Origin of the sequence: Desulfogranum marinum, assembly GCF_016918565.1 — a bacterium.
Taxonomy (GTDB): Bacteria; Desulfobacterota; Desulfobulbia; order Desulfobulbales; family Desulfobulbaceae; genus Desulfogranum; species Desulfogranum marinum.
In genome coordinates, this window is the sequence record NZ_JAFFQD010000022.1 from 72600 (window position 1) to 91520 (window position 18921).

13 protein-coding genes and 1 pseudogene are annotated in these 18921 nt (G+C 46.4%); 8 read left to right on the top strand and 6 right to left on the bottom strand.

Annotated features, from left to right (window positions below):
- The first annotated feature begins 85 nt into the window (after positions 1 to 85).
- On the top strand, positions 86 to 1285 hold the full coding sequence (gene prs / locus JWH17_RS13190) for a ribose-phosphate diphosphokinase (protein ID WP_205223091.1): 1200 nt from the start codon (positions 86 to 88) through the stop codon (positions 1283 to 1285).
- A 725-nt stretch (positions 1286 to 2010) separates the two neighbouring features.
- Positions 2011 to 2361 (top strand): PilZ domain-containing protein, encoded by a 351-nt coding sequence (locus JWH17_RS13195; protein WP_205223092.1) that lies wholly within the window; start codon positions 2011 to 2013, stop codon positions 2359 to 2361.
- 157 nt (positions 2362 to 2518) lie between these two features.
- Here the strand turns inward: JWH17_RS13195 and JWH17_RS13200 are convergent, their stop codons facing one another.
- The gene (locus tag JWH17_RS13200; RefSeq protein ID WP_205223093.1) at positions 2519 to 2719 is read right to left on the bottom strand and encodes a cold-shock protein; all 201 of its coding nucleotides are present in this window, start codon (positions 2717 to 2719) and stop codon (positions 2519 to 2521) included.
- 637 nt (positions 2720 to 3356) lie between these two features.
- Positions 3357 to 4100, bottom strand: coding sequence for a GGDEF domain-containing protein (locus tag JWH17_RS13205; protein WP_205223094.1), 744 nt, complete (start codon positions 4098 to 4100; stop codon positions 3357 to 3359).
- Positions 4101 to 4705: 605 nt separating this feature from the next.
- On the opposite strand from JWH17_RS13205, the gene JWH17_RS13210 reads away from it, so the two are divergent.
- Positions 4706 to 5413 carry a PilZ domain-containing protein gene (locus JWH17_RS13210; protein WP_205223095.1) on the top strand — a complete coding sequence of 236 codons (708 nt, stop codon included), beginning with the start codon at positions 4706 to 4708 and terminating at the stop codon, positions 5411 to 5413.
- 388 nt (positions 5414 to 5801) lie between these two features.
- On the opposite strand, the gene JWH17_RS13215 is transcribed toward JWH17_RS13210, so the two are convergent.
- Positions 5802 to 5984, bottom strand: a complete 183-nt coding sequence (locus tag JWH17_RS13215) for a ferredoxin family protein (RefSeq protein ID WP_205223096.1) — start codon at positions 5982 to 5984, stop codon at positions 5802 to 5804.
- Between the two features lie 350 nt (positions 5985 to 6334).
- On the opposite strand from JWH17_RS13215, the gene JWH17_RS13220 reads away from it, so the two are divergent.
- Positions 6335 to 6625, top strand: coding sequence for a hypothetical protein (locus JWH17_RS13220; protein WP_205223097.1), 291 nt, complete (start codon positions 6335 to 6337; stop codon positions 6623 to 6625).
- A 515-nt stretch (positions 6626 to 7140) separates the two neighbouring features.
- Here the strand turns inward: JWH17_RS13220 and JWH17_RS24995 are convergent.
- From JWH17_RS24995 to JWH17_RS13230, 3 genes and pseudogenes are all read right to left on the bottom strand, one after another.
- Positions 7141 to 7380, bottom strand: coding sequence for a WYL domain-containing protein (locus JWH17_RS24995; protein WP_499776913.1), 240 nt, complete (start codon positions 7378 to 7380; stop codon positions 7141 to 7143).
- 111 nt (positions 7381 to 7491) lie between these two features.
- Positions 7492 to 7578, bottom strand: a pseudogene (locus JWH17_RS25000) (WYL domain-containing protein); the annotation flags it as partial.
- A 202-nt stretch (positions 7579 to 7780) separates the two neighbouring features.
- Complete coding sequence (locus JWH17_RS13230) at positions 7781 to 8224, bottom strand: hypothetical protein (RefSeq protein ID WP_205223098.1); 444 nt, start codon at positions 8222 to 8224, stop codon at positions 7781 to 7783.
- An 862-nt stretch (positions 8225 to 9086) separates the two neighbouring features.
- Here JWH17_RS13230 and JWH17_RS13235 point away from each other — a divergent pair.
- The 4 genes from JWH17_RS13235 to JWH17_RS13250 all read left to right on the top strand — a co-directional run bounded on the left by JWH17_RS13235 (position 9087) and on the right by JWH17_RS13250 (position 18851).
- Positions 9087 to 14288 (top strand): alpha-2-macroglobulin family protein, encoded by a 5202-nt coding sequence (locus tag JWH17_RS13235; RefSeq protein ID WP_205223099.1) that lies wholly within the window; start codon positions 9087 to 9089, stop codon positions 14286 to 14288.
- The gene (gene pbpC, locus JWH17_RS13240; RefSeq protein ID WP_205223100.1) at positions 14278 to 16356 is read left to right on the top strand and encodes a penicillin-binding protein 1C; all 2079 of its coding nucleotides are present in this window, start codon (positions 14278 to 14280) and stop codon (positions 16354 to 16356) included. The genes JWH17_RS13235 and pbpC overlap by 11 nt, the downstream gene beginning before the upstream one ends.
- 121 nt (positions 16357 to 16477) lie before the next feature.
- Positions 16478 to 16642, top strand: coding sequence for a hypothetical protein (locus tag JWH17_RS13245; protein ID WP_205223101.1), 165 nt, complete (start codon positions 16478 to 16480; stop codon positions 16640 to 16642).
- Between the two features lie 1345 nt (positions 16643 to 17987).
- The gene (locus tag JWH17_RS13250) at positions 17988 to 18851 is read left to right on the top strand and encodes a reverse transcriptase domain-containing protein (RefSeq protein ID WP_205223102.1); all 864 of its coding nucleotides are present in this window, start codon (positions 17988 to 17990) and stop codon (positions 18849 to 18851) included.
- Positions 18852 to 18921 lie beyond the last annotated feature (70 nt).

Consider the following 18921-nt stretch of genomic DNA (forward strand, 5'->3'; position numbering starts at 1 on the left):
CTGGAAAACCCAGAAGGTTTTCTTTTTCTTTGCCCTTTTTCAGATATAAAAAAATTACCTGATTTAATTAGGAGCATAGAGAACAATGACAAACTACACCAACAAACCCAAACCAGTTATAGCTTCAGGCTTCAGTAGTCAGCACCTGTCTAAAGAAATTGCAGATTACCTGGAGACACGTGTTGTCAAAATGACATACAAGCAGTTTAAAGACAAAGAAATTCAAACGACCATAGAAGAAAATGTGCGTGGCTACGAGGTCGTAGTTGTCGCCTCTGCTGCAGGTGATTCGAACAAACAGGAAAAAGAGGCTCGTCTTCTTATGCGGGCTGCAAGCCGTGCAGGAGCAAAGCATGTAACGCTTTTTCTCCCGTACATGTGGTATGGCAGATCAGATGATATTTGGGATGAAAGGAATTCTCCTGCTCTTACAGACACCATCGAAACACTTCGTGCTCATTGCGAAAGCGTAGTTATTGCAGATCCTCATAACGCCGGGCTGACGCGAGAAAAGTTCCTTGATACAGGAAGCCCTGTTAAAGATTGTACGATTGCGCATTTTGCTTTCCCTTATGCCGTTCAACTGAACAGCATGATCGAAAATGGTTTTGTCAGAAAACAAGGTCTCCTTTTTGCTCATGCGGATGCAGGAGGGGTGAAGCGCATTAGTCGTAATTTCCGCGCATGTCTTTACAATATTCTGGGCCTGCAGCAACGAAACTATAACCAGGATGACTGGCCACAAGGACTGAAAGATAGAGATAAAGCTACGGGCAAGATTCGTATCAAAGGAGTGAGCGAAGAAGTAACAGGAAAAGATGTAGCCATATTCGAAGATATGATTAGCTCCGGCGACACGGCATGTGAGAGTGCGGCTCTGTTAAAGAAGTTAGGGGCCAGATCAGTCTCCCTTTTTGCCACCAGCGGTCTTTTTACAATTGATGATAAAAAGAGAGAACCTCCCAGCGCCTCTGTCGACAAGATAGATGAAAGTGAACTTGATGCGGTTTTTATTACTGATACTTATGATCATCGCTTGACAGATCCGGCCCTTCACCAGGCAATTGAGGAAAGTACAACCATCCATACGATCAGAACCGGGCCATATCTTGGTGCCATTATTCAAGCGCTTCACATGGATGTTACAAGTGATACATCTGTTGATAAAAACTCTGTTTCCGCACTTATGAAAGGTACACACCCGGATCAACACAATAATGAAGAACAAATTGCAACGCCGGTCGCTTTGAAAAAGGGGAATTCGTTGACGAAGTTAACAATGTAATTGTCTGATAGGAAGAGAAACCACTTAACCTTTTCCGGATTATCGACTGTCAGGCTCAAATATAGACAAATTGATTATAATCCATATCAATAACTATCTCTCGACATTGAATTATTTTGACTTAACTGATGCCTGATTCAGACATCTCACAGGCCTTTTTGCCGCCAAGACGACCACTATTTTTGGGCAACATCGGCCCCTGACCTAACATACAAATAGTAATAGGGGTGCTGTGGTTCTTGGTTGAAAAGAACCACCATAATTGCTCCAAATGCACCACTTTTTCTTGCCACGGCACCATTTATTTCAGAAACGTTTAACAAAACATAATCTTAGAGTTTAATTACAGTGGAATACTAGTCAGCGAGAATAAACTTTTATTAGTGGCATGAAACATGCTATGCATACTTGATTTGAAGTATCAATAATTCAATATAGTTAAACGACATGTAGTATTTCAAAAATTGCCTTACAAAACATTGCGCATGACTCCATAATATTGGATGCCATGGCGCGTATATGGTTCTCTCTGGAGCCTCTGTATCGAGGATATTTTCGGTTCTCGCATTTCATCTTTTTAGTGGAGGTCTTTTTTTGCTGATATGATCAACTACCGCCCTTTTCCCTTGTTTTCTCAATACCAAAGGCCATATACTATTTTCATGTAATTGCGGTATTAATCCACTCCAAAATTAATTCAACATTTGCATAGATGAGGACTTGTCATGGATAATTATCTACAGCCTGTGGATCGCCGGAAACATGACCGATACCCAATAAAGGTAGGTGAAGATGTACTCATAGACTTTAAGGGAGATACAATAGAGGGTGCCCCTACCGTAAGAGATCTAAGCGAGGGAGGTTTAGGGTTTTACGCAGAAGGCGTAAAGAATGATATGACGTCCAAAAGTCTCCGTATTGATTTAATTTTTGCAAATCATGATGTGATTTTCAGTTCTCTTCTATCACAGGTTGTCTTCTGCGGCGCCCCTGCGAGGTATGGCCTGAAATTTTTGTACCTTTCCGATTTTGAGAAAAGAGCATTGAGAGTATTTATTAATAAATATTGTCAGTAAGTTTCTTTGCAACTGCTCAACGACAGGAAATAATACACAATAATGCTGTCTCATACTTAACGCTTCGGCCCTTATCCGTCCTTATGTTTGCTTCATGTCTAACGAAAAAGACCCAGCAATATGCTGGGTCTTTGTCAAAGTCGATAGAAAATATTTTTTACTGCTTAACAACGTTCTCTGCAGCGGGTCCCTTTGGACCGTCGACAACATCGAAGGTCACACTTGCGCCTTCCTCAAGGGACCTGAAACCATCTGACTGAATTGCGGAATGATGAACAAAAACATCCTTGCCGTCTTCCTGCTCGATAAAACCAAAACCTTTTGAATCATTAAACCACTTTACTGTACCTTTAGCCATCTTGCAAAACCCCTTCTTTGAACGAGGTCCCATCAGGGACCATTTAGTTATAGCCCGAGGCATCATATAATGCTTCGGACTTGAAATCTGAGTGCCCGGAAAACAGCAAAAACAGCATATCGCTTTGCCGACTTGCTTGTGCCGAAATCACAGGAAAAACCTTGGCTCAAAGGCAATGACCTGTGAGTTGGTAATGTTTCCAACTTCTCTGCTTTCTAATGCACCATAGATAACGATTTCAAACAACCAAGCATATTCTATACCCTAACTAAAAAAAAATAAATTTTGCAACCATTTGTTTACAGTTGGATTTTCCATCTTACGGACAATTAATTATTTGAAGGGAAAAAGTGCAAAGTTGGTGCATATGCACCAACTTTGGTGGTGCATTTCAACCAAGAACCACCCAGCCCGTATTGCAGCCTTACAGATTGGACAAGGGGTCGACGTTGCCTAAAAGCATCGCTTATTTTGGTGTCTAACTGCCTCGACGCTCCCCAATAATCCTCCAGTGGATCGCGCACCACATACTCCCCAAAAGCCCTGATCTGCTGAGTAAGGGCATTTTTGAGCTATACGGTGTCCCTCTTGTTCAGTCTTTTCAACCTTGAAAAGCTTTCCAGGAAATGTGGATAGACTAAGCTCGATAAACAGCAACTCTGTTGCGGCCTTCTTTTTTTGCACGATACAGCGCTTGATCTGCTTTATTCAATATTTGTGACAACGATAGCTCCTGATTCGAGGATACTTCGAAAACTCCCGCAGAAATAGTCTGAGGACCTGGAAAGCCTAAGTTATCTGAGCGCAATTCTTCAATGGTGGTTCGAATACGCTCTGCAAGTTCGTAGCAATCGTTTACGCTTGTATGGGGGCAAACAACAATAAATTCTTCACCGCCAAACCGACTACCAAAATCCGTTTCCCTTATTTCCTTCATAATACAAGATGCGGTGGCTTGCAGAGTTTTATCACCAACGGCATGGCCATACGAATCATTTACTCTTTTGAACTGATCTAAATCCAGCATAATAAGACTGAATCTTTCTTGATATCGTTTATGCAAAGCCATCAACTCGTTCAGCTGTTCAATCAGATAATGGCGATTATAGAGACCTGTAAGTTTATCGCGAAATGCCAGCTGTTCGATCTTTTCAGTGTGTTTCCCAAGAATGAAGCCAAAAATACTAAAGGCGACCAAGGTTAAAAACTCAGCATAAATCAACGTTAAAAAAGAGGAATCTTTTATTAATCCCGAAAAAGTTTTGACAAAAACCAACTCTCCTAACGGACCTATGAAACTGAGCAAGATGCCAAAAATTGCATACTGCCATCGTCTCTGTTTTAAGCTGTCCAAAAACTTATTTTTGGATACCAGATTCATAAACTTTTTTCCGAGAGAAATTCAGACTAAATCTTACAGCTGCAAATCTCAATAAAGCACCATTTTAGCAAATTAGCTTTCTATAGACTTAGTAAAGTATTCTATTTATCGTCTCGTTGCACGAAGGTATTGTTAGCTTTGATTTCAATTGCCCTTTGTTTCACTATCATGTATTTTTTCGATGTTCAGGGCAGCTGCGCAAATCGCACCGGAGAAGCAATGATGATGGAGAAAAAATTACCGGGACAATTGGAATCCAGCAGCATTAACTGCCTATAACGCTCTTCTTGAAATAGAGAAAAAAGCAGCACCCTGCATTACAACTCAACCATTCGGCACGCCATATCGGACTTGAATTGCTTTTTATATTCCCAGAACCTATAATGGCATTTAATAAAAAATTCTTATTCGTTACCTTTTCAACAAGTAACTGTTCAGCGAAAATCTAAAAGCTGTTAATTTACCCCGAACTATACAGCAATGCTCCTAATGTTCACAAGCTGACCGATTAGCAAATAAGCCCCGACCTCGATACATCTGTATACTGGGGGCGTATCATGGAGAGTTGGAGTGCTGCTGAAGAGGTACTGCAATAATTATATTATATGAGTAAGCAAACAAGTCATGCCAGAGCTGACACAAATCATAATCGACTGTATATAAGGATTGGCAGAAAGTTAACCAAACCAGATCTAGACAACCTGTACACTGATATCAGATTTTGCGTTGCTGATCTATCACCAGGTTTTAGCGTTATTACAGACCTTTCCCAATGCACTATCGCCTCGCTGAGCGGCCTGCCTACCTTTAGGAAAATATCGAACTTTCTCATTGATAATCAGGTCGGTACCGTTGTCAGGGTGATGAATGATAAAAGTGTTGTTTTTCGGCAATTCATGAACCTGACGGATAGAACACAAGGGTATAAGCCCATCAATGTATCGACGGTTGATGAAGCGGAAAAAAGATTATTGGAGGCTGAAAAACGAACCGCACCACGATTTCGTTTATATAAACAACCGGTAGAAATCCATAAAAAAGACATTCAATATACTGGAGTCGTGATTGATATCTCAACAGGCGGTTGTGCCATTCAAACAGACACATCGTTGCCGGAGCTAGGTGATGATTTATCCATAAAAATACATTTTAATGATCACGAAGAATTCATATCGGAATTCAATATCTCTGCTCAAGTCGCAAAAGTTATGGATGATTGGTTCGCTGTAAGGTTTATCTCTCTTGGCGAGGAAGTAGAAAAACAGCTAGAGCAAAGACTACTGCATGAATCAAAGAGTGATTTAATACTCTAACGAGGCAATTCATTGTAAGTGTCGCTGCCTCTCAATTACGTTCTCCATCCTCTCGCCTTCAGCGAGATCCATTTCATTGCAAAACCAAGCTACCTTTACAGAAAACACGTTAAGCCTGGGGCTTTTACAAACACAGTTAAAAATGCCGGAGAGAAGGTTAAATCAGCTGTTGTTGGAGATGTTACACCTTGGCTTTGTTTATTCCCCCTTTGAGTCAGCCATACAGCGCCAGCGATTTCAAAACATGTTGTATAGAGCATGATGATATTGCCCGGCTGACACCCCTCAAGGGACTTCTGCCTGAATTTACAACGACATCTGAGAGGATTCAGGTGCCGTTGCAAATTTGACTGTCTGTTTCTAAAACAGCCGGACAAGTAAATTGGATTTACCCGGTAGCGTCAGTAATAATTGCATTGAAACCACATTCGGGTTCGCATGCGCCGCAATCAATACAATTCTCATTTATCTCATAGTAATTTTTTCCTGGGGGATTGAAGATTGCATCAGCAGGACAGGCGCTTATACATGCGCCACAAAATTGACATTCATCAGGGTCGATTTTATGCATTTTTTCTCCTTTAAACGACTAAAAAAGTTAATATTCGAGAATAAAAAATATACATTATCGTAAGAGAATGTCAACAGGTAACCCCCACAGAAAAAACCACGCTTTTTCAAACAAAATTGTTAAATTTGAAGGTGAAAATCCAGTACCAGACTTTTCAATCATATTGGATTGATTACCTTGAGCGTCATCTCCAGGACTTAAAGCTGTCTCAGTTGCTCTTTCATGCGGGTTATTGTCACTTCCTGCGATCACTGCGAAACAGTCATACTGACAACTGTAATGAATACTGCTAAAATGGAGATCCATAATAAAACAATTGACATGAAAGAAAGACAACTGAGCTGATTGACATGGACATGCGATATTTACTCTACAAATTCTGCAAAGACGGTGATCGCCATCTCATCACCTGGCTGACTGCCTCAGGATTTGAGGAGGCCAACTTGGCAGTGAAGCTATTGCGCAAAAACCATCCCCAGGCTCAAGACCTGACCTTGAGCGAGGGAGAGTTTTTTGAGATAATCGAAGAAAACCAGCTCAAGCCTGGTGAGTGGGAGCAGGCTATAGAGATATTGTCCCAGCGCAAGGAGGGCCTGCATTCCGATGTTGAGAAGGGTATAGGGAGACCCAACGCCGACTGAGCGACGAGGAGCTCTCTTTTGCTGAAAGGTTGGCGGATTGCCTCGGATTGTAGATACAGGAAGAAAGTGAAAAATGGACGAGCGGAGCTTCTGGAGCCGGTGTGATAGGGCAATTTTAACTATGCTGCTGTAGCACCTTGCTCACAATACGAACCAAAGCAACACAGGCATTGCAGCTTGGCTAAACTATTCAAAAATCTATCTTGGCTATTCCCTGTTCTTCCGAACATCGCCAGGTCATGCACCCGCCCACGGCCAAACTTATCAAACCGCACTTCCTATTCAGGTACAGCACGGTCGAGCACAAGATCCTGCTCTATCACGCTGCTCATCCGATGCCGGAGAACAGCGCCCCCATCATGATCCACAACGAAATCAGCAATTGCATGAGCACTACGACCGATCTTCCATTGATGCGCTGTTTTAGCCGAGTTATATAAGCCAGCCCAATCAGCAAGGGTTTCAAATTGCCGGCAACGGTGAATCAAATGAACCCGGCTGGCACAGATTACCCATCATTCGTATCCTCTCGCTGCTTGCTGTAATGTTTGCCTGATGTCTTGAATAAAACTATCTGGAGATAATACCTGAGCATCATTTCCCCACGATAAGACCCAACGCTTTAATTCCAGCAGATGGTTTACAGTTAGCGACAAGATGATATCACCATTTTCGCAATCCTCCAATTTCTGGCTTACATGCCATGCCCTCTCACGGACATAATCTGCAACCCGCATTGTAAAACGTATTTTCACCTCGACTTCGCCATCACTCCAATGAATACCGAAATGACTGCCTGTCAATTTTTGAAAATCAAAGTCGTCAGGAACCTGAAATGATTTACCCGTCTTTTTCGCTTTTATAATTCTGGAGAAACTGAATGTTCGAATGGCATCACGCAGGTGACAATACCCCATCACGTACCAATCGCCCTCAAAACGAACAGCATGATACGGGTCAAGAGTTCAGCCCGAATTTCTCATGAACTTTTTGACTTTAAACTCAACTGATTGATATTATTTCTTAAAAATTAATTGCCCAATTAACAGTATGTTTTTCGTTTTCAATCAAAAAGTACCCCCTTCGGGTCAATAGATTTTTCCGCAGGGTCTGCGTTACAAACCACTTGCGGTAGTTTACTATCGGAGTCTGCGCTTACCTGCTGCGCGGCCTGTGCCTTGCCCTGCGAAAAACTTTATTGATGAGAAATCCGAGCTGATCTCCGGTTCTTTTCCGGGTGTTTTTGTATTGGATTTTCACCTGCTGTGATGATCGCAAACAATTGATCATTGTTTCCCAAACAGCAGCGTCAATAGTGGTAGAGAATGGCGGGATAACAGTGAATTTTGCTTGCTCTGTCGCCGGATCCATGGAGATTTTATCAGGCAGGGACGCTTCAATCTTATTAAAAACAGAGCAGAGACTATCGTAAATGGGCGAGCCTTCGTATTGAACAAGCAATTTTTCGGCTAAATACACCCCAAACAGATCACTTTCCCGAATTTCAATGGCCGGCAACTGATACTGTTCTTCAGTGTAATACCTAAATTCTGCACGTCGAATGTTAGAAAAAATAAATTCTACTTTAAAAAACAACATATTGAGCAGACAATTGATTTGAAGTTCTATTCACTGTTTGAGTGAACCTATTTTTTCTCACCTTCAACGCCCTTCGGGATCGGCAATTTCACCAAATCTGCTACGTTACCGAAGGCTTGAAGTATTTTTATACGTCTGCGCCTCCGGTGCCTCACATCTTCGGCAGGTAGCGTAGACTCCGAAATTTCCAATTGCAGGATTTAGGTAATAATAACCACGTTTTTTGGCCAAATATTGGAGAGGCGCATCAAGCTGATAACGCATGTATTCCAGATTTCTCTGGATGGTCTTGGGACTCACCTCCCATTCTTCCGCTAGCGAGGAACAATTTGGATACCTCCCTTCTCTTATCTTGCGATCAATAAAGAGCAATCTTGAATGCTGCGGTTTGTATTTTGCCACAATAATTTCAATTGGTTATCTGGTGGGACGCTATTTGTCCGACCAACTGGAGTATTCTCTTTTGCTCATCATTGCACCAAGGTATCGTTTGCTGTGGTTTTAATGGTACCCGTTGCAGTAACTCAATCCATAATGTTACTGAGGAAAAATTATGGCATACATTTCACAGCCTGCGCACAACTTGATACAGTATACTGTCTGAGTGGCGGTACTTTCTGCAAGATATATCTGTTTCGGCGGGAATTTATCCTGTTGATTAGCGGTACTATGAAAAAATCAGACACAACCAATACCAGGCAACTCTGTAGGGTGGAGAAGCGCAGCGCATCCACGCTGAATCCGGCGGATGGTATTGATGGATGCGCTACGCTTATTCACCAGTACTATCCTCTTGCAAACTATTTTTGCGGTATCCATTGAGGGCCGACCTTTATTATTCAACCGGTTTGGAGAGCATTAAATGCTAAAGCATTTATCTGTAGTACTCACGGCAATATTCATTTTTTTATTCTTCTTCACCGTTCATGCAGAGTCAGAAGAATGGTCAGATCTGGCAAGAGAGGCGGCAGCATATTCAAAAAGGGTTGGCATTGAAAAAGGAGTACGCCCCAAACCAGGACAAGCCGGAATCATGCGGTTGGCTGCCGGAATGATGATGGAGGAAAAAGACTGCTATACAGCTCTGAAGCTCTACAAGCAGTCTGTCCGATATAAGTCGCAGAGAGATACTGCCGACTGGCTCAACATTGCCAAGGCTGCTTCTTGTGATAATCAGTGGGATGAGGCGAGTATGGCCTTGTACCTTGCCTCCCAGAACCCGGATAATCTTGAGCAGCAAAAAACCACCTTACTCCAACTCGCTCAAAGCCTTGAGAAGAGAAGAAGTTACAGCAATAATTGGAATCCGGCAGCACTGACTGCCTATAACGCTCTTCTTGAAATAGAGAATACAGCATTCATACAGCAAAAAATAACCTCACTGCAAGAGCAACAACCTGTACTGGAACTCAATCGTTCTTTTTCCAGGATCAAAGGCAAACACCCCTCTCTCTGCCTTCGGTTTAATGAACGACTTGTAGACGACGCCAGTGTTTATTATGGCGATTACATTCGAATAGTCCCGGAGTTGCAGTCAGACTTTATTGTCGACGGCAGGGAGATTTGTATCGGTGGCGCCGAGTACGGAACACAGTATGCTCTCACCATTCGTAAAGGATTACCAGCAAACGAGGTAACGCTGCAAGAAAGCAAACAGCTTACCATAGAGACGGACCATCGTTCACCTGCCATATGGTTCGAGCAAAATGCGTACGTCTTACCCATGTCATCCCAATCCAGTATCGGACTCCATTCTGTCAACGTAAACAAAGCCGAATTGCAGCTCTATCGCATCTATGAACGAAATATCCTCAGTGATTTCGTTCGCTCAAAGTTTCGAAAAAAACTCGATCAGTACAATCTCGACAAAATACGCAACTCAGTTGGAGAAAAGGTCTGGCAGGGAAACACTGAAATTGAAGCGCCGGAAGACGTCGAACATACCAGTGCTTTAGTGCTGCCGAAGAGTGTTATCCAAACACCAGGTCTTTATGTCCTTGTTGCTGATGATGGCGATCAGGAGTTTGGAAGATGGCAGGATCGTTCAAGTCAGTGGCTGGTGGTAACTGACGTCGGCCTTACCACCTATAAAGGTGATGACGGCATGACCGTTGTTGCCCGCAGTTTGGCAAGCGGCTTACCTGTCAGCGGTATTGATGTCACCCTTTATGCCCGTAACAACAAGCTGTTGTCAGCTGCTGTAACTGATCACCAAGGGGTAGCTCATTTTGCTCCCGGCCTCCTTGAGGGTGAAGGGGGGATGGAGGCCGTGTTACTCGTTACAGAGAGTCCTGAACGCGGTTTTACTTTTCTGCAGCTTGGCCGCGCACCCTTTGATCTCAGTGATCGCGGGGTCAATGGTCGTCCGGCTCCTGGCTACATTGATGCTTATGTGTACAGTGATAGAGGTATGTATCGCCCCGGTGAAACGGTTAACCTGGTGGCTCTGATTCGTGATCAAAAGGGGGGTGGGATTGATGGACCGCCACTGACCCTGCGCCTGCTTTCTCCGGACGGTAAAGCTGTACTGGAGCGATTGTTGCCTCAAGATGCAACCGGCAGCTATGCAACAGCCCAGCCCCTTGCCGACTCCGCCCGCACCGGAGATTGGACGGCAGCTCTGTATGTGGATGTACACAACAAACCCGTGGGCAAGGTCAATTTTCAGGTCCAGGCCTTTGTCCCGCCACGTTTAGAGGTCAAAGTAACGCCGTCAGGTGTTGTGGGATTCGAGACCAATGCAGCGTTGCAGGTGCAGGCAGATTACCTTTACGGCTCCCCCGGATCGTCACTTCAGGTCGAAGGCAGGATGGAATTGGTTCACGATCCGTCCCCCTTTGCCCCATATAAAGGATATTATTTTGGCAGAGAAGGGGCTCGCCTGGATATCCCTGCTGTGGATCTTGACCCCGTTGAAACAGACAGCAAGGGCAGCGCAAACCTCCTTTGCACCCTGCCTGATATACCACTCAGCCAACAGCCGCTTAAGGCGGTTGTTCACGCCAGAGTGGTTGATGTGGACGGGCGAGCTGTTACGGCCCATGCCTCACTGCCAGTACGACATCTGCAAAAATATGTTGGCATCAAACAACTTTTCCCCAACCAGCATGTTGCCGAGAACAGTCATGCCGATTTTGAGATAATCGTCCTTGATGCCGATGGCGAACCTGTTCCAGCTGCTGACTTCCACTATCGTCTGGTGGAGGAAGAGGTTGACTACCAGTGGTTTATAAAAAACGGCAACTGGGGCTACGAGCGAATCATGAATGACCTGGAAATGGAAACAGGAAAACTTGATGCCACCATCGCTACCCCTGCCGCCCTTTCCGTCTATGTTGCTCAAGGTTCGTATCGCTTAGAAGTACGCGGCGCAGATTCATCTCTGCTTGCCTCAAGACGTTTTGTTGCCGGTGACCAGGTGCAGGGGACAAACAACGCTCCAGATGCGGTGAAACTCGTACTTGAACAGCCACAGTACAAGGTTGGCGAAACTGCCCATATTCGGATCAAAGTTCCTTATTCCGGTGAAGCAAGCCTGATTCTTGCCGGAACCGGTGTCCATTCCATTCAACATTTTCAGCTGGATGCTCTGACCCATGAACTGGACATTCCAGTGCAGGCCGAATGGGGATCAGGTACCTATGCTCTGGTAACCGTGTATCGCCCTGGTGCCGGCAACAAGAAAGGTGCGGGAAGAGCCATGGGCCTGGTCTGGATTGGGGTTGATCAAGCAGATAAGCAGTTGGGAGTACACCTGGAGGTACCTGAAAAAACAAGACCGCGACAGACCATCGACATTCCGGTGACTATAGAAGGCGGGACTCCTGGAGAGGCTATCGGCATGACCTTGGCCGCTGTGGATGAAGGTGTCCTGCAGATGACAGGTTTTGTCTCACCAAATCCACAGGCCTATTTCTTTGGCAAACAGCAGCTTGGCACCGAAATCCGTGATCTTTACGGACAATTGATTATCGGCCCGGACAGTCGGCCCCTTTCTCTTCGAACCGGTGCCGGAGATACCTCTCGTCGCGGTGCAGCCGAATCAAATGTTCGGGTAGTGTCATTGTTCTCCGGCAGAGTACGGGTAAGTGATGAAGGGGGCGTCAACATTCCCCTTACCTTGCCTGATTTTAATGGTCGGTTGCGCCTGATGGCCGTAGCGTGGAGCAAAACCAAAATAGGATCGGTCAGTGATGATCTCCACGTGAGTGATCCTGTGGTGGTGTCTCCGTCGCTGCCACGTTTTCTCGCAAGAGGCGACAATTCGACCATACAGGTGCTGCTGGAAAATATTGACGGCCCGGAAGGCGAATACCATATTCAATGCACATCTTCTGGTGCGGTCAGGTTAAACGGTAAAGCCGGGCAACAGGTCATTTTACAGCACGGCAAACGCAAGAGCGTTGACTTCTCTGTCATGGCGCAGAGTATCGGCTCAGGAAAAATACACGTGAAGGTCAACGGCCCGGAAGGCTACAGCTACAGCGGCGACTTTGCGCTCAATGTACGGGGAAAATACCTTCCCTTGTTGACCAGAAATTTTTCACGACTTAATCCGGGCGATACCCTGACTGTTGATTCACAACTCACCCAAGGATTGTATCCGGAAACCGCGCAAGTAGACGTGAGTATCAGCAGCACGCCTAATCTTGACGTCCCGGGCCTGCTGGCAGAGCTTGATCGTTATCCTTATGGTTGCCTGGAACAGCTCACCAGTCGAGCGATGCCTCTGCTGTACGCCAACATCCTCGCTCAGCGATGGCAGTATCCCTTGGACACGGACCTTGCTGGACGGATTGCCGAGGCCATAGATCTCATCCTGCAGAAACAGCGAATGGATGGCAGCTTTGGTCTCTGGTCCGACAGAAGTTCTCCAGAACCCTGGCTGACTTCTTATGCCATGGAGTTTCTCAGCCGAGCTCGTGAGCAAGGCTTTGCAGTGCCCGACTATTTTTATAATAAGGGCATACAGTGGCTTACGCAGCTAGTCGTTGAAGCTCACCAGCCAAATCCAGATGACTTGTCAGCACTGGCGTATGCCCATTATGTGCTTGCCAGGGTTGGACAGGGAAAACCAGAGGATGTACGGTACCTGTTTGATAACTACCCGGCTGCAGCTTTTACGCCTCTTGCTCTTGCCCAACTCTCAGGAGCCCTTGCCTTGCAGGGAGATATAGAGCGGGCAAGAAAGGGATATGCTGCGGCCTTAGAGCATGATGGAAGCAAAACCAAATATTGGCAGAGTTATGGTACCCGTTTGCGTGATCTGGCAGGTACGATCAATGTGATGCATGCATCAAATCCCGCCCTTGCTGATCCGGCTGCTGCCTGGGAAGAACTCACAAGACTGCTGGCAAACAAACAATACCTTTCAACCCAGGAACAGGCGTGGTTGGTGATGGCGGCTCTTACCCTGGAGGCAAGTCAACCGCTGCTCCTGGAGGTTGGCGGCAAGGCCGTTGCTCAGGATAAAGACTTTTTCCTGCTGCAGCGTAGCGGGCAGGAGCTTGCAACGCCCACCAGCCTGTTCAATAGTGGTCAAACCGCTGTCTGGGTATCGACCACTTTCCAGGGATCCCCTGCTCAAGAACCACCAGCAGCAGCCAAAGGGTTCAGTCTGCAACGCAGGTGGTACAATGATGATGGTGAACCGATAGCCATGGATATGGAGTGCCAACAGGGAGATCTTTTTGTGGTTGTACTGGAGGGCAAAGTTGCGGCATCAAAAGAGTATCGCGCCCTGATCGTAGACTTACTGCCCGCAGGGTTTGAGATTGAAAAAACAACGATAAACACAGATCAAGAGTCAATCTTCAGCTGGCTGGCAGAGAGCAGCCCGACTCTTTACGAAGATGCGCTTGATGATCGCTATGTGGCAGCGTTTAACACGGAGGCTCTGGACAGGGACGAGTATGACACAAGCAGTCGTACATTTAGGCTGACGTATCTCGTGCGCGCTGTCACTCCCGGGACCTACACCCTGCCGCCATCAGAGGTGGAAGATATGTATCAACCAGAGTATCGGGCCAGGACCAAAGCCGGACAAGTAACCATTGGCAAGTAAACCTGTTTGGCGTGTCCTGCACGTAACCTGTATAGGTCTTACCCTCTTGCTGGGTGCATGTTGGTTCCTGGATCGTATTCTCCCCTCACCGGTACCAGAAGAGGTCGCGTGGTCGACCAGGGTGGTCGACCGGCAGGGGGAGATACTTCGCCTCTTTACTACTGATGATGGATTCTGGAGGTTGCCCGCCCGTTTGGAGAAAACCGATCCAGAATTCATCGACCAGCTCCTGGCTTATGAGGATAAGCGGTTCTGGACGCATCCAGGAGTAGACCTCCTTGCTGTTGCACGTGCAACCTTACAAACTTTAGCAAGCGGCAGAGTAGTCTCAGGCGCCTCTACTCTTACCATGCAGACGGTACGACTACTCGAGCCTCGTCCCCGGAAAATTGCCGGCAAGCTGGTAGAGATGGTCCAGGCACTGCGCCTTGAACGAAGCCTAAGCAAACAGGCTATCCTGGAATTGTATCTCAGCCTTGCACCCTATGGTGGCAACATACAGGGCATCGAAGCAGCAAGTCATTTTTATTTTCACGCAGCTGCAACCCATTTTACCCCTTCCCAGGCCGCACTGTTGATCAGTCTGCCCCAATCACCTGAAAGCAGACGTCCGGATCTCCATCCCTTGCGGGCAAAACGGGCTCGTCAGGGAGTGCTTCATCGCCTCAGAGATTCAGGCCTGCTGAGTAAAGAAGACGCTCAGCAGGCCGCTCTCCAGCCGATACCGGCAAAACGATACCCTGCACCATTTTCAGCACCGCAGTTGAGCCAATCCCTGCGAAGGGAATACGCCGGTAACCATCGTATTACAACCACCCTTAACTATAAGTTGCAGAAAAAGGCAGAGGCGACTGCAGCCCAGGTGCAGCAGGAATTACCATCCGGCAAAACCCTGGCATTACTGGTGGTGGACAATCAAACCCGCCAGGTATTGGTCCATGTCGGTTCTGGTGACTTTCAAACCAGCCAGCTCGATTTGACCCGCGCTATCCGTTCACCAGGTTCAACACTCAAGCCCTTTATCTATGGCCTTGCCTTTGAACAAGGGAGCCTCCACCCTGAAACCAGAATCCTTGACAGGCCCCGGCGTTTTGACGCCTATGGGCCAGCCAACTTTGACGGCAACTATCATGGCTGGATCTCAGCACGGCAGGCATTACAACAATCCTTGAATATACCCGCAGTGCAAGTGTTGGAACACGTCGGTCCTCAGCGCCTGCTTTCCCGTTTTTCGCAACTCGGGGTTGCTCTGCACTACCAGAAATATCCTGGTTTATCGCTTGCCCTTGGCGGAGTTGGCTGCAGCCTGCAAGATCTGGTAGCTCTCTATAGCGGCCTTGCAAATAATGGCGATTATCTGGCCTTACAAACAATTCACAAAAGAGAGCCTACTAAAAACGAAAAACTGCTCTCACCGCTTGCAGCGTGGTACGTGGATGCCAGTCTGCCCACTTTGCCTGCATCTGCCAACCAGCCGGGTATTGGGGGACGGAGCAATACAGTACGTTTTAAGACCGGAACCTCATATGGATTTCGCGATGCGTGGGCGGTTGGCTATAACCGCGACTATACGGTAGGGATCTGGGTGGGACGACCCGATGGAGGTTACGGTAAAGAGACCACTGGCGCCAACACTGCGGTGCCGGTTCTGCGCCGTGTTTTTGCGAGTTTGCCCCAGACAAGCTCCCTGGATGGAGATGCAGCGCCTCCACCTGGTACCCTTTTGGTTAATTACGATCAATTACCACCCCACCTTCAATGGTTTGCTGGTGAACAGCCGGATACCTTTGCAGCGAGAAAACCAAAGATTTATTTCCCTGTGGACGGCAGCACTCTAGACCTTACTGAAACCGCAAAAAATCCAGCCGACCTTGCACTAAAGAGCTACGGCGGAACCCCACCTTTTTACTGGCTGATTAATGGCCGGCCTCTTGGTCCCGCCACCAGTGATTCTGTTGCAGCCTATACTCCACAAGGACCAGGCAAGACACAAATCACGCTCATCGACAGCAAGGGCAAACGTGACAGCGTTGCTGTCTGGCTGGAAACGCGGCCTGTGGACAATTGAGCTTACACAGGTAACGCAAAGTATGTATGAGTTTTTTTGATCGGTCACTATCTGTCCTACCACCTATGCTAAGGTGGTTTTCAATAGAGCAAACACATATTCGATTTTTAAGGAGAACATCATGGCATATGTTTTTTTGCTGATCGCACTGTTGGTTGTTGCTGCGATCTATGGTGACAGACGGGTAGAACGGATCAAAACCCGTAAAGGCTGGTTAAAAATTAACCGATGCAGCGAGCGGGGCATTACCTTTGGCTTTCAACCATTTAACAACTGGGAATCCTAGACAGTATTCGCCTTGAAAATTTTGGGATAATCCTGAGGCCTTGCTCAATATGTTGAACCAATACCGAGGTGATCAAATTTCTGCCATTCCTTATGCCATATTTCACTTATTTGTATTTACCAGCAGAGAAATATCCTGCTGTACCAGCCTATTTCTTTATCTCTAGGACTGATGTATATCAAAACAATGAAGAAAAAATAACCCCTTACAACAAATATCTACTTTAAAGACCGACTCAAGCGGGACGCTTTCCTGCGCAAAACAGTCATTACATCCAGTGCAGTGGAAGGTGTCGGCAAGTCAGCTGCAAAAGCACTCAAAACGCCTGGCAGTGCTCCCACTTCAGCTTTACAGTCTCTTCAAGAACAACTCTAAAAATTTCCTTCACGCGGTAATAGTCCAAATCTATAATAATTAATCACAATGATAATTTAATAATTCTACATCAGATTTTTTTCCTCTGGGATATACCCCTACCAATGGGCATCTCTCATATCCAGAACGTTAAGTGAGCCGTCCAAAATAATCTGAAATTATCTCTTATTCCAGCTCGTAAAAGCACCCCTCCCCGACAACCCGAGGGCAACATTAGGCTTGTGCCGTTTGGCACAAAATATTGGCAACTTGCCTTCTCCCCTGGCTTCACAAAAAAGAAACCACTATCAATGCAAGTATATTCAAACTCCAGGAATTCTGAAAAATATTTGAATTAAAGCGGCGACAGATGTATCGTGTAACTTATCGAATTTGTAGGATAAGTGGCGAATTATACCACAACGTAGAAGGTCATTTGGTGATCATCATGAGAGAACATGTGGCGTTGCAACGGCTACAAGCCACCTACAGAGTGTCACCTCTTCTATAGACACGAGGTCAATATATAGTGGAAAGATGTTGAGTGCGACCGGGCAAGGTCGTGTAGTCAAGCGGGTGCGAATCCCGTTCCGGAAGGTTGGCCAACCACCGGGTAGCGAGTCCTTGGAGGCTTTATGGTAACATAAAGTTTTAAGCGTAGGATAGCGAGCAGATAGGCCGTAAGCCGAAAGGTTGAAGGGATTGAGCCCCGTAATTTTCCTAGTCGGAAGGACGACATTTTTCAACAGATGGAAGTCAACACAGTCATCCTCGTTAAAGGCAAGATGATGATTGCTTCCCGGGGTCGGTGACCATGGCATGTCTGACACAATGATTTCACGGCAACCCGGGAGGCCCTGTGTTTCTTTCGGAATATCGAGAGTATGCCGGACGACTGAAGAGGGAGAAAGGCAAATGAGACGCAGGGAGTCGGATAGCTTCGTAGTACCGAAGAAGGCGGGTAATTCTGCTGGAGGAAAGGAGGCTACACATGGGAGCGTGGTGTAAGGAAACACTGGCCGTTCACAGAAGCGGGGAACCAGTGGCAACAAAATTGCGCCGCATAGCAGAGAAGGCTCGCAAGGAACCTGGATTTAAGTTCACCAGTTTGTATCATCTGATGAACGAGGAGCTATTGCGGGGATGCTTTGAGCGGCTGCGGAAGGATGCGGCTGCCGGCATCGACAAAATGACCAAGGAACTGTACGCCGAAAATCTGGAGACCAATCTGGCTAGTCTGGTAGAACGGTTGCATCGGATGGCGTATATTCCTCAAGCTGTCAGGCGAAAGTATATTCCAAAGCCTGGCAGTGCCAAAGGGCGTCCCTTGGGGATACCGTGTTTTGAAGACAAACTTGTCCAGGCAGGTCTTATCCAGATACTTGAGTCTGTATATGAGCAGGATTTTATAGCAGACTCATACGGATTTCGGCCTGCCCGAAGCTGTCATGATGCCCTCAGGGGTTTGAGCGTGACAGTGGAAAACAACCCGATCAATCATATTGTTGAAGCGGATATTAAAGGATTTTTCGACAACGTGAATCAGGGATGGCTGTTAAAGTTTCTTGCACATCGGGTTGAAAATAAACGAATTCAACGCATGGTGAAACGTATTCTCAAGTCAGGGGTGTCAGAGGATGGAAGTGTGACGATAAGCGATAATGGCACCCCGCAACGTGGTGTTATCTCGCCGTTGTTGGCGAACATCTATCTGCACTATGCCCTTGATCTATGGTTTGAAAGGATCTATCGAAAGAGTTGTGCCGGTTATGCCCGACTTATCCGTTATGCCGATGACTGTGTGCCACGAAGGCACGCACGGGTGTTCAACACCCAGTGCAGCTATGCTGCATAAAAGATGAGGGAAGGCCCCTCGAAGTCGCCATACAGGTGGAGGCTTCAAACCACCGTAAGCTGCGTCGGTA